The sequence below is a fragment of the Ferdinandcohnia sp. FSL W7-1320 genome (assembly GCF_038050315.1).
Lineage (GTDB): Bacteria > Bacillota > Bacilli > Bacillales > Bacillaceae_L > Ferdinandcohnia > Ferdinandcohnia aciditolerans.
Genome location: NZ_JBBPAM010000001.1, coordinates 5,112,981 through 5,125,703 on the forward strand (window position 1 = coordinate 5,112,981; position 12,723 = coordinate 5,125,703).

The following is a 12,723-nucleotide window of genomic DNA, read 5'->3' on the forward strand; positions in this document are numbered from 1 at the left end:
TTATTCAGATAAGCGACGCACGCATTGCGCGTCGCTTACGCATTTCGTTTTATGTCCAGCTTCAGCTCCCAGCGACTAGCGAGACTTCCCTCACCCTCCGTACGATAAGCTCAACATCGAATCGCTTTGCTCTTCGTGTTTCCTTTATCTCCAGTAGTAGGAACACAGACTAAGTTCGCCACGTCCTGTGGCAACGTCTGTGTGACCCACATCGTGTGGGCCTCAGTCCATACGTCGCTATACGGTCGCTTACGCATTTCGTTTTATTCAGAAACAGCGAATGTCTTTTTGAAATCATTGATTGCAGAAGTAAATACTTCATCATCTGGAAGTTTTCCAGTTGACTTAATGTGATCAAAGATTTCAGCTTTACGGTTATGCTCTAACCATACGAAGTATTCTGCTTCGAAACGAGAAATATCTTCTACTGGAATATCATCTAAGAATCCACGAGTTAATGCATATAGAATCGCAACTTGCTTTTCTACTGCTTGTGGTTTATTTAGACCTTGTTTTAATACTTCTACTGTACGAGCACCACGGTTAAGTTTCGCTTGAGTTGCTTTATCAAGATCAGAACCGAACTGAGCGAATGCTTCAAGTTCACGGTAAGAAGCAAGATCAAGACGTAATGTACCTGATACCTTCTTCATCGCATTAATTTGCGCAGATCCACCAACACGTGATACGGATAAACCTGCGTTAACGGCAGGACGTACACCTGAGAAGAATAAGTCAGATTGTAAGAAGATTTGTCCGTCAGTAATCGAGATAACGTTTGTTGGAATGTACGCAGATACGTCACCAGCTTGTGTTTCAATAAATGGTAAAGCTGTGATAGATCCGCCACCTTTTTCGTCAGAAAGCTTCGCAGCACGTTCTAATAGACGAGAGTGTAGGTAGAAAACATCCCCTGGATATGCTTCACGACCTGGAGGACGACGTAGTAATAGTGAAAGTTCACGGTATGCAGAAGCTTGTTTTGTTAAGTCATCATAAATAACTAAAACGTGCTTGCCATTATACATGAACTCTTCGCCCATTGTTACACCCGCATAAGGAGCTAAGAATAACATTGGAGCTGGTTGAGATGCAGAAGCAGTTACAACGATTGTGTAATCTAATGCACCGTTTTTACGTAAAGTTTCAACAACACCACGTACTGTTGATTCTTTTTGACCAATTGCAACGTAAATACAGATCATATTTTCGTTCTTTTGGTTAAGGATTGTGTCGATTGCAACAGATGTTTTACCTGTTTGACGGTCACCGATGATCAACTCACGCTGACCACGACCGATTGGAATTAATGCGTCAATCGCTTTAATACCAGTTTGTAATGGTTCATGAACAGATTTACGGTCCATGATTCCAGGAGCTGGACTTTCGATTGGACGAGTTTTAGTAGTTTCGATTGGACCAAGACCATCAACTGGTTGTCCTAGAGAGTTTACAACACGGCCGATCAATGCTTCACCAACTGGAACCTCCATGATACGTCCAGTACGACGTACTTCGTCACCTTCACGAATGTCTGTGAAAGGACCGAGGATGATAATACCAACGTTGTTTTCTTCAAGGTTTTGTGCCATACCCATGACACCGTTTGAAAATTCAACGAGTTCTCCAGCCATGACATTGTCGAGGCCATGAGCACGTGCGATACCGTCACCGACACTGATAACTGTACCAACTTCGCTCACTTGTATTTCAGACTGATAGTTTTCAATTTGCTTTTTTATCAGCGCACTAATTTCTTCAGCTTTGATGCTCATGAATTTCACCCCTATCTTTTAGCGGATAAGTTCACGCTCTAAGCGTTCTAACTTACCTTTTACACTTCCATCAAATATACGATTTCCGATTCGAAGCTTAACGCCACCAATCAGACTAGGATCTACAATATTTTGAATACGTAATGATGTCTTTCCAACTTTACTAGCAAATACGCTTGAAATTCCTGATTCCTCTGAGTCTGTTAAAGGACGTACAGAGTATACTGTTGCATCAGCAATCCCGCGTTTGTCATTCGCTAATGTGATAAATTCATCCGCAACGTCTGCGATGATATCCTCACGATGACGGTCAATCAGTAAATGTAGCGTGTTTAATGTCATCTGAGAAAATCCTTGAAAGGATTGCGTTACAATCGCTTTTTTCTTATCGACTGAAAGCTTTGGATTTCTTAACACAGTTTGGAATTCATCGCTATTTGAAAACACTTGTTTAACCGTACGAATTTCTTCTTCGTACTGGTCAAGTGCATTTTGTTCACTTGCTAATTGAAAAAGAGCTACTGCATATCGCTTTGCTACGATTCCTTTGCTCATCGCCCTTCTCCTACCTCTTGAATATATTCGTTAATTAACTTCTCTTGATCTTCAAGGCTAAGTTCCTTTTCGATAACCTTAGAAGCAACTAACACAGATAGTGATGCAACTTGTTCGCGTAAAGCTGTAACAGCTTGTTCTTTTTCTTGAACGATTTCCTGTTTTGCAGCTTCCTTTAAACGGTTTGCTTCCTCACGAGCAGCTTGGATAATTCCATCTTTCTGCTCTTCACCTAATTTACGTGCATTTTCGATTAACTCAGCAGCCTCAGTACGTGACTTTTTAAGTAATTCACGTTGTTCTTCTGCTAATTTTTTTGCTTCTTGGTGATTTTGTTCTGCAGAATCAATTTCATTCGCGATATGTTCTTCACGTTGTTTCATGATGTTCATGATTGGACCGAACGCATACTTACGAAGTAACGCTAATAAAATGATGAATACAACCAATTGGAAGATGATGTCACCAAGGTTGACTGGTAATCCACCAGCGGCAGCGCCTAAGACAAAAAGATCTAACACCTATATTCCCTCCTTTTGCGAGTTCCAGGTCGAATGGAAGTCCTTATTTTCATCAAACATGCGCAAATACGCACAATTATTTTTAAAAAAATTTGGTTTATACAAAGGAATGGCGAAGGTTCTCTTGGAATGATCTTCGCCATTTTGTTCATGTTGCCTTCACTTTTATATGGTTACAAAATAAGAGAATCCTTACATGCAACCAAGGAAAGCTTCGAGAAATCTTCTTACGCGTTAGCACCAAATACCATGAACGCGATAACAACCGCGATGATAGGAATCGCCTCAACTAACGCAACCCCGATGAACATAGTAGTTTGAAGTTTACCTTGTGCTTCTGGTTGACGAGCAATCCCCTCAACTGTACGAGATACGATAAGACCGTTACCGATACCAGCACCTAGTGCCGCTAAACCAATTGCAATTGCTGCTGCTAATAAACCCATTGAAAAAGTCCTCCTTTAATTGTATAAAAAAATAGTAGTAGTTTATTTTTGTTGTCCAAAAAGTCTCATTTTGGACAAGTTTTTATTAGTGGTCTGTACTCACTTTGTGAGAAATATAAACCATTGTTAACATTGTGAAGATGTATGCCTGAATGGCACCAACAAAGATACTGAATCCTTGCCATGCAATCATCGGAATAAAGGCTCCGATTGTACCTAAAATTCCACCAAAGAAACTTTCGCCATAACCACTTACTGCCATACCTGCGATTAATCCAAGCAGGATTTCACCGGCATAGATGTTACCAAATAGACGCAGTCCGAGAGTTAAAGTGTTTGCGAATTCTTCGATAATTTTTAACGGGAACATAAATGACATAGGTTTAAAGAAATCCTTACCGTATTCTCTAGCACCTTTCATCTTTATTCCATAGTAATGCGATAGTCCAACAACCATAACAGCTAATGTTAATGTAATCGTTGGATCTGCAGTTGGAGACTTCCACCATAACTCATGGCCAAAAATGACCGCGAATGGTAACCCTAGAAAGTTAGATACAAGGATATACATAAGTAAAGTAATCCCTAATATTTGGAAGCGTCCGCCAGTTTGCCAGTCCATCGAACTTTTTATAATTCCTCGAACAAAGTCCATGACCCATTCCATAAAGTTCTGAGCACCGGTTGGCTTCATTGCAAGGGTACGAGTTCCAAGAACCGCGATAATGAATACAATCACGCTTGCGATTGTGATCATTAACATGTTAGATGCACTAAACCAAAGTCCAAACAATTTAAACGTAGGAGCTTCGTGACCCAACAGTATTCACCTCTCTTCCCATATTGTCTAGCACAAAGCTTTGCCTCGCGCTTTAGTCTATTTATGAAGTTTTTGAAAAAAGAAATCTATCATAATGACAAAATAAGCTGTCATTAATCCAATAATCATACTACCTAAATGAAACTCTTGTGGATACTCCATTACGACTAATACTGCCAAACCAGCAATCGCCATACGAGACATCGTCCCAAGTGAGCGTACCGTTCGTCCCTCTTCATAAGCTTTTGTAAATTGCTTATTTTTCCGAGCCAACGAAAAGAGGAAATACAAACTTCCTACTGTCCCTAGTATTAATCCTAAGAAGACAGCTTTGTATGCAGTAAATCCCCAGCCTAGTACATAGATTGCAAGTAAGTAGAATATGTATTTACGATACCTCGTAAATGCTGTGGTTAAATCCTGCATATCAAGTTAATCTCCTGAGAAAAAATGATTGACTAGTCGAAGTGTTGCATATACTCCAGTTGCTAGTCCTAATAGAAGGCCGATAATTAAAAAAAGTGGTTCTGTGTCAAGCATTCGATCAACCCATCTACCGAGGAAAATACCTGCTAGAATTGATCCCACTAATTGAGATAGAATACCAGACATGAGCGCATAGGCTCGTAAAGGGTGCTTGTCATTTTTACGCATCCGCATACCTCACTTCAGCGTCCGAGGCAGGTTTTTTTACATGTCTGAAAATACTTAATTTTTCAAGAGTTTATACGATGTAAACCTTCTCATCGATACCCTTTGTAAGCATACAATAGGCACCCTTTAATGTCAATTGTTTGCAGGGAAAAAGTTCAGTTTCTCACAAGCATTTTTGGGGGTTCCATTTTTGCTTACAAAAAGCGATTTAACAGTGATTTTTATTAGTCCTATTATGGTAGTGCAAATCCAAAAATTCAAACATCGTTCACAAAATGTTCATAAATGACTAGCCACTATCAAATACGCCTTGGCTTATTTGCGTCTGATTTTTTGCGGCTCCGCTGGCGGTTTAAAAATAGATTCAGCAGAAATTGCTGAATCTATCTTAATGGCTGCCTACCATAGTATCTTCAAACGAAATCTCCGTTTCAAGTATATCCTCTTTGCCTGCTTTTTTTACATAGATGACAGCCTTAAATACCCCTCTTAATTTTCGTTCTTTTCGATTCACCTTTCTCTCTACTAATCCTCTCGCAACATTTCGGTCCCAGTCTAAAAATGTGACGAACCTCAACGTGTCTGGGTCATAGAGAACAATTCCATACTCTTCCGCTCCACCAGGTAAGTATAATTCATACCGGAATATATCCTCCTTGTCGTCTTTTCCAAATTGAAAGCCCATGATTCGAGGATAATCAGGTTCTTCGATCACGTACATATATGGGATATGGTAACGATTCTTCCCTTCTTTTAAAAATAAATTCCCGTGATGTAGGCCCGAACCAATGATATTAGGTGTAATATCTAATCCGATTGTGATTATCTTTTTCTGTTTTGGTTTTATCGAAAAAGGGATGGGCAAGTCCCACTGGACACCTTTCATATTATCCGGAACTTCAAATGAGTATCTTTTTTCTTCATCGGATTGGTTATCTACCGTTACTCTTATTCTTTTTTTCGTCCGCCTATCCTGGTGGTGAAGCAATCCAGCGGAAAATGATCCTGGATAGATTAAGGTTTCTGAGTGAATCGCTTCATGGAGTTGAATCCTTCCTGCCCCTTGTTCATATGGCTTGTACAAGTTCCCCTCCTCATTATTTAAGAGGCGCGCCGTATTCATCAGGGCTGCTTTTATTTGTTCTGGTGTCCAATCAGGGTGTGCCTGTTTTAATATGGCACTAGCCCCCGCTACATGTGGGGCAGCCATACTTGTACCTTGCATTTCCTGATAGCCATTTGGAATGGTACTATCTATCGCAACCCCTGGAGCAACCACATCAGGCTTAATTGCCCACGTATGTGTAACCGGTCCACGTGAACTAAATTCAGCAATTGTATCCTTAATACGTTGATAGGAGGTACTTACTACATTGTTTTTCATTTTAATTTGTTTTTTAAGCCATTCTCCGTCCGCTTTTGAGAGGGAAGCAACTGGTATCGGAAGTTCCTTCTCAAGGGATCCTGAGAAATTCCCATCTGTATTATTGTAGATGAGTACAGCAATCGCGCCGGATTCATACGCTCGAACCGCTTTTTGGGTAAAAGTAATTTCTCCTCGCTCCATTAGAACAATTTTATTTTTTATTTTTGGAAATTCAGTTTCTGTGCCGATTCCAGCTTTTGCGATTTCATATTTCTTTTGCAGTTTCCAAGGAATTGACCCTTGGAGTGGCTGAAGTTGAATTTTTCGATCAGCAAATCCAACGGTTAGATATGGCAAAGTCATGGGTGGTGTGGATGCACCTACAGAAATGGCTTTTGAAGAAGTTCCCGGAGACCCAACCGTCCAGACCATCGGCCCCGAGTTCCCGCTGGAAGTGACAGCAACAATCCCTTCTTCCGTTGCTTTATCTAAAGCGAGACTAGTCGGCCAGTCAGGCCCATTGATGGTGTTGCCGAGAGAGAGGTTGATGACGTCCACTTTATCTTCAATTGCTTTGTCAATGGCCGCAATAACCTGTTCAGATGTCCCCATTCCACCAGGACCAAGAGCACGGTAGCCAATTATATCAGCCTCGGGTGCGACCCCTTTAATTTTGCCATTTGCCGCAATTATTCCCGCAACATGAGTTCCATGTGAGGTATTTCGACCTGCAATCCCTTTCGTTTCCATCGGGTCATCATCCCCGTCAACAAGGTCATAGCCACCCTTGTAATTCATTCTAAGGTCCGGGTGTGTGTAATCAACACCTGTATCAATCACCCCAACTTTTACTCCCTTACCCGTTAAGCGGTGATCTCTTTTATCAAAATGACTGCGAATTTCGTTGCCGCCAATAAAAGGGACACTTTCTTCAACAGACACTTGGTATGTAGCAACAGGGGAACTGTGCTGAATACCTGTTTCGGCTTTTAATTTCTGTATATCCTTTCTCTTTCCCGTCACAGAAAAGCCTGGAAATACATGTTTGTAAATGTGGTTAATTTTAATGGAGGAATAGTTTCTTTTTATTTTTTCTACTATTAAATCAAATTGATTATCTTCCGTGATGATTATTTCATGCGCCATTTCATCCATATCCAACTCAGGCAATGGTGGCCTATCAGGAAAACGGTGAGCATGGGCTGGTATTGGTGAAAATAGGAGGATCAAACACATGCAGATTGCCGGTAAAATTCTCACAAAAAAACCACCTCTTTGAGATAGTTTTTCTCAAAAGGTGGTCAAATATGTGGATGTTGATTTGTTGTAGCGTTTAGAAACTCTTTTCGTTTCTGGGCAAGGCGCTTCCACTTTTCTTGATTGTCTAGTTGTAGCTCGCAGCGACTAGCAGACTTCCCTCACCCTTCGTACGATAAGGTCAACATCGAATCGCTTTGCTCTTCGTGTTTCCTTTATCTCTGGAGGAACACAGACTAAATTCGCCACGTCGTGTGGGCCTCAGTCCGTACGTCGCTAATCGCTCGCTTCCACTTTTCTTTATTGTCTAGTTGCAGCTCGCAGCGACTAGCTGACTTCCCTCACCCTTCGTACGATAAGGTCAACATCGAATCGCTTTGCTCTTCGTGTTTCCTTTATCTCTGGAGGAACACAGACTAAATTCGCCACGTCGTGTGGGCCTCAGTCCGTACGTCGCTAATCGCTCGCTTCCACTTTTCTTGATTATTTCGTACCGAATAAACGGTCTCCAGCATCTCCAAGGCCTGGAACAATGTAGCCATGGTCATTTAGTTGCTCATCGAGTGCCGCGATGAAGATATCGATATCAGGATGAGCTTCTTTAATTGCTTCTACACCCTCAGGCGCTGCGATTAAGCACATGAATTTAATATTTGTAGCACCACGCTTCTTTAATGCGTTGATTGCTTCTACTGCTGATCCACCGGTTGCAAGCATTGGGTCAACCACGATGAATTCACGCTCTTCAATGTCAGAAGGCATTTTAAAATAATACTCAACTGGTTGCAATGTTTCAGGGTCACGATAAAGTCCGATATGCCCTACTTTTGCAGCTGGGATTAAGCGTAGAATTCCGTCTACCATGCCTAAACCAGCACGAAGAATTGGCACAATCCCGATCTTTTTCCCAGATAAAACCTTTGATTTTGCTTTGCGTACAGGAGTTTCAACTTCAACTTCCTCAAGTGGCATATCGCGTGTAATTTCAAATGCCATTAAGCTTGCAACTTCGTCTACCAATTCACGAAATTCCTTTGTACCTGTGTTCTTATCACGTATGTATGTAAGCTTATGTTGAATTAGTGGGTGATCAAAAACGTACACTTTCCCCATCGTTCATCTCTCCTTTTTTGAGTATCGCTGTTCTTAGAATGACCATCAGCAGAAAAATTAACACCACGAACTTTATTTTTCACACTTCAATAAATTTTACAGAAAAAATAAAACATGTTCAAGACGAAATTTAAAAATACATATAATGAATAATTTACAACGAATTAATTTACAGTATTATACAAAAGTGATATCATAAAGATATAAAACATATATCCAAACGAAATGGGGTTGATTTCATGAAAGAATCACAAGTATGGAAGCTTAATGGGTTTTTAGGCATTCTAATCATTGCCGTTTTCATTGCATTAGGTGCCGTGATGCTAATCAACACAAAAATTGTTCTAGGGATATTCTTTGTTGCCGCGGCTTTCATTCTGGCTTCTGGAATTACAATTGTCCAGCCAAATAAGGCTGGAGTTGTCATCTTTTTCGGAAAATATTTAGGGACAATTCGCGATAGTGGGATGTTTTTAACTGTTCCATTTTCACTTCGTAGAACAGTGTCTTTACGTGTAAATAACTTTAACAGTAAAAAACTTAAGGTAAACGACGTCGAAGGTAATCCAATTGAAATTGCAGCCGTTGTCGTGTACAAAGTAATTGATTCAGCAAAAGCAGTATTTGATGTTGATCACTATGAAGAGTTTGTTGAAATTCAAAGTGAAACAGCCATTCGTCATGTTGCAACTCGATATCCATATGACACTTTTGAAAATGTAGAGCTTACATTGCGCGGAAACTCTGAAGAAATCTCGAATGAGTTAGCAGCAGAACTTCAGGAACGCTTAAAGGTCGCAGGCGTTCAAGTACTTGAGGCTCGCCTAACTCATCTTGCCTACTCTACTGAAATTGCTCAAGCGATGCTTCAACGTCAACAAGCTACTGCGATTATCGCGGCACGTCAAAAAATCGTTGAAGGTGCGGTCGGAATGGCCCAGATGGCAATCAAACAGCTTGAGCAAGATAAAACGGTTGACCTTGATGATGAGCGTAAGGTTCAAATGGTAAATAACCTACTTGTCGCAATCGTTTCCGAAAAATCTACTCAACCTGTTATCAACGCAGGTACGCTATATTAATGAGTGACAAATATGTCTAAAAAAAAGAGTTTTCCATTACGGATGGATCCTGACCTCTATGAAATTTTGCAAAAATGGGCTGCTGATGATTTCCGCAGTGTCAACAGCCATATCGAGTTCTTGTTAAGAGAAGCAGCCAAAAAGGCAGGCCGGTTACCGAAAAATAAACAGTAAATTAAGGATGCGCTTGGATTTTGGTCCAAGCGCTTTTGTTTTGTGGTGATTTGTGTGGGATTTGGGGAAATGTACGGATGAATTTTTTGCTATATCGGACACAACTTCCTATATATCGGACATACTTGCAAATATATCGGACATTGATTTGATTTTATCGGACATAGTTGCTATTATTTCGGACATTCAGCTAAATATATCGGACATAAGCGGTTGAGTGGGAAAATGCAGAATAGGATTGTGCCCTAATTCTATTTAATTGCGCCCTAACTCTGAAGAATTGTTCCCTATCATCGATTAATTGTGCCTCAACCTCCGAGAATTGTGACCTATCCCCAAATAATTATGACCCAAGCAAAAAAAGGCAGGACGCCCAAACAAACGGGAGTCCTGCCTTCAACTATTTTAATACTCTTTATAAAGGACAAACTTGCTAGTTAATGCTTCTACACGCGCGCTTGCTTCAGCTAACTTCGCTTCGTCTTCTGAATTTTTTAATGCAAATGCGATGATAGATGCAATTTCATCCATATCCTCTAAACCAAAACCTCTGCTTGTAACAGCAGCTGTTCCGATACGGATACCACTTGTTACAAATGGGCTTTCTGGGTCGAATGGAATCGTATTTTTATTAACTGTAATGCCGATATCATCAAGAACTTTTTCAGCCACTTTACCAGTTAAACCTAATGAACGAACATCAAGTAGTAGTAAGTGATTGTCAGTTCCACCAGATACAAGGTCTAAGCCTTCTTTTTGTAAAGAATCTGCTAGTCTTGCCGCATTGTCAACGATGTTTTTTGCATATTGTTTGAATTCATCTGTTAACGCTTCTCCGAATGCAACTGCTTTAGCAGCAATAACGTGCATTAATGGACCACCTTGGATACCAGGGAAGATGGACTTATCGATTTTCTTCGCGAATTCTTCTTTACAAAGAATCATACCACCACGTGGACCACGTAATGTCTTGTGAGTAGTAGTTGTTACGAAATCAGCATATGGAACAGGGTTCTCGTGAAGACCTGTTGCTACAAGACCTGCGATGTGAGCCATGTCTACCATTAAGTACGCGCCCACTTCGTCCGCGATTTCTCTAAACTTTTTAAAGTCAATTGCACGTGGATACGCACTCGCACCTGCAACGATAAGCTTAGGCTTATGTTCAACTGCTTTAGCACGTACATCGTCGTAATTGATTTGATGTGTTTCAGGATCTACTCCGTACTCCACGAAATTGTATTGAATTCCACTGAAGTTTACCGGACTACCATGTGTTAAATGTCCACCATGGGAAAGATTCATCCCAAGTACAGTGTCACCCTGCTCTAGGATTGTAAAGTATACAGCCATATTCGCTTGAGCCCCAGAGTGAGGCTGCACATTTACATGCTCTGCGCCAAAGATTTCCTTTGCACGGTCTCTAGCAATGTTCTCTGCTACATCCACATGCTCACAGCCACCATAGTAGCGACGGCCAGGATATCCTTCTGCATATTTGTTTGTTAGTACGGAACCTTGGGCCTCCATGACTGCTTCACTTACAAAGTTTTCAGATGCAATCAGCTCAATTTTAGTACGTTGTCGTTTTAGTTCATCTTGTATTGCCTGAAATACTTGTTGATCTTGCTCCGATAAATGTTTCATTTGGAATCCTCCTTTTAATCTATTATGAATTATTCCGTTAATTTGAAAAACACTTTTACATTGTAACACTTTTATTCGGCAGTAGGAAGATTAAGTTTTAGATTCATTTTTCATTGAAACCGCTTTAAAACGGGGTTGAATGCCGCTAATACGCGATTACTATTACCTTTTCTGGTAATTAAAAAAATTTAATGTTTTTTCTAAAATACGAACGTTTTACTATTATTTGTAAAGTATCGTTCACTTATTCTTCATCAATATAAAAAAAGAGACAAAGCACCCCCTGTCTCTACCTTCACTCTGTCTCCCAGTTCCAGTATTCGAATTTGCCAACCTGAATATTCCTGAAATCTTGTTCTTCTCTTAATTTCAAAAGTTCCTTCACTGGGCCCGTAACAACTGCACCATATACTAAAAACTCATTTTCTTTTAGATATTCGTAGCGCTCTTCTAGGTACCTTAGTCCGAGCACATTTTGACGATAGGTTTTACTTTCATGATCAATCAGATTCTTCATGTTCTTGAGCATCATTTTTTGGGTTTCCTCGATAATACGACTGTCTAGCAAATATTCAGCCCAGCCATTATAATCTTCATCCATATCCACAGCTCTTGATAATCCGAGTGTATCAACCGACAAATGCGCCCCACCGCCTGTTGAACCCCAGGATGGCTCAAATGCTTTCAACTCGCCTGCATATAAGGGCATCCATTGAATATCCAGATCATACTTTTCCAACTTCTTTAATAACTCTTTCGGATTATAAAATTGTGACGTTGAAAATGCTAGATTTGCAACCGTTCCCTCATGAACCATCTCGAGCTTCTGCCACTCATGATGGTCTGCCTCATTCGTTACACCAACCAATTTCTTACCTGTACGTGGATCCTCAGGCAAAATAAATCCGAACTTCTTATTATCTGAGCTTTGAAAATAAGTCATCTCTTTTGTTGAAAATATATTTAGCAAACGTTTCGTTACATTCCACTCTCCAATGACCTGTTCTTCCTTTCCTATTGTCTGCGAAATAGGAATGGTCATTCTTTGACCTAGAAAAGGTGTAATTTCGGCATTGATTGGACTACCATACTCACCATGAAGGCCCGGTTGCGTCCAGTCAATCGCTAGATTCAAATGAAATGAATTCTTATCATCAAGCTTTGAAAAACTGTAACCAATCGAAAGTAATACCATATAGATGCCATACAAAAACAAGAGAATGAGCACAACTCGTATGATTCTCATTGTCAGTGAAAATCGATACTTCCATAAAATCCGTTTTTCCTTATCCTTTGTCCACTCTGTCATTATG

At 40.4% G+C, this 12,723-nt stretch carries 13 protein-coding genes; 2 read left to right on the top strand and 11 right to left on the bottom strand.

Going from position 1 to position 12,723, the window contains the following annotated elements; all coding sequences use genetic code 11:
* Positions 1–263: 263 nt before the first annotated feature.
* The 9 genes from atpA to upp form a co-directional block, all read right to left on the bottom strand.
* A complete protein-coding gene (atpA, locus tag NST91_RS24510) occupies positions 264–1,775 on the bottom strand; it encodes a F0F1 ATP synthase subunit alpha (RefSeq protein WP_099354578.1) in 1,512 nt (503 codons plus the stop codon).
* A gap of 18 nt (positions 1,776–1,793) precedes the next feature.
* Positions 1,794–2,330, bottom strand: a complete 537-nt coding sequence (locus NST91_RS24515; RefSeq protein WP_341333243.1) for a F0F1 ATP synthase subunit delta — start codon at positions 2,328–2,330, stop codon at positions 1,794–1,796.
* Positions 2,327–2,851 (bottom strand): F0F1 ATP synthase subunit B, encoded by a 525-nt coding sequence (gene atpF / locus NST91_RS24520; RefSeq protein ID WP_341333244.1) that lies wholly within the window; start codon positions 2,849–2,851, stop codon positions 2,327–2,329. The genes NST91_RS24515 and atpF overlap by 4 nt, the downstream gene beginning before the upstream one ends.
* A 227-nt stretch (positions 2,852–3,078) precedes the next feature.
* Entirely contained in the window at positions 3,079–3,297 is a 219-nt protein-coding gene (atpE, locus tag NST91_RS24525; protein ID WP_116352009.1) for a F0F1 ATP synthase subunit C, read from the bottom strand.
* Positions 3,298–3,382: 85 nt separating this feature from the next.
* Positions 3,383–4,117 carry a F0F1 ATP synthase subunit A gene (gene atpB / locus NST91_RS24530; protein WP_121448505.1) on the bottom strand — a complete coding sequence of 245 codons (735 nt, stop codon included), beginning with the start codon at positions 4,115–4,117 and terminating at the stop codon, positions 3,383–3,385.
* A 57-nt stretch (positions 4,118–4,174) separates the two neighbouring features.
* On the bottom strand, positions 4,175–4,543 hold the full coding sequence (locus NST91_RS24535; RefSeq protein WP_121448506.1) for an ATP synthase subunit I: 369 nt from the start codon (positions 4,541–4,543) through the stop codon (positions 4,175–4,177).
* A gap of 6 nt (positions 4,544–4,549) precedes the next feature.
* Positions 4,550–4,771, bottom strand: coding sequence for an AtpZ/AtpI family protein (locus NST91_RS24540; RefSeq protein WP_341333245.1), 222 nt, complete (start codon positions 4,769–4,771; stop codon positions 4,550–4,552).
* A gap of 388 nt (positions 4,772–5,159) precedes the next feature.
* The gene (locus NST91_RS24545; protein WP_341333246.1) at positions 5,160–7,397 is read right to left on the bottom strand and encodes a S8 family serine peptidase; all 2,238 of its coding nucleotides are present in this window, start codon (positions 7,395–7,397) and stop codon (positions 5,160–5,162) included.
* A gap of 480 nt (positions 7,398–7,877) precedes the next feature.
* Positions 7,878–8,507, bottom strand: a complete 630-nt coding sequence (gene upp / locus NST91_RS24550; protein WP_121448508.1) for a uracil phosphoribosyltransferase — start codon at positions 8,505–8,507, stop codon at positions 7,878–7,880.
* Between the two features lie 239 nt (positions 8,508–8,746).
* On the opposite strand from upp, the gene NST91_RS24555 reads away from it, so the two are divergent.
* On the top strand, positions 8,747–9,589 hold the full coding sequence (locus tag NST91_RS24555) for an SPFH domain-containing protein (RefSeq protein WP_341333247.1): 843 nt from the start codon (positions 8,747–8,749) through the stop codon (positions 9,587–9,589).
* A 12-nt stretch (positions 9,590–9,601) separates the two neighbouring features.
* Positions 9,602–9,763: an Arc family DNA-binding protein gene (locus tag NST91_RS24560; protein WP_121448510.1), complete on the top strand. Its 162-nt coding sequence runs from the start codon at positions 9,602–9,604 to the stop codon at positions 9,761–9,763.
* Between the two features lie 405 nt (positions 9,764–10,168).
* Here the strand turns inward: NST91_RS24560 and glyA are convergent, their stop codons facing one another.
* Both glyA and NST91_RS24570 read right to left on the bottom strand, forming a co-directional pair.
* Positions 10,169–11,410, bottom strand: a complete 1,242-nt coding sequence (glyA, locus tag NST91_RS24565) for a serine hydroxymethyltransferase (protein WP_341333248.1) — start codon at positions 11,408–11,410, stop codon at positions 10,169–10,171.
* A 295-nt stretch (positions 11,411–11,705) separates the two neighbouring features.
* Positions 11,706–12,719: an anti-sigma factor gene (locus NST91_RS24570; protein WP_341333249.1), complete on the bottom strand. Its 1,014-nt coding sequence runs from the start codon at positions 12,717–12,719 to the stop codon at positions 11,706–11,708.
* Positions 12,720–12,723: the final 4 nt, after the last annotated feature.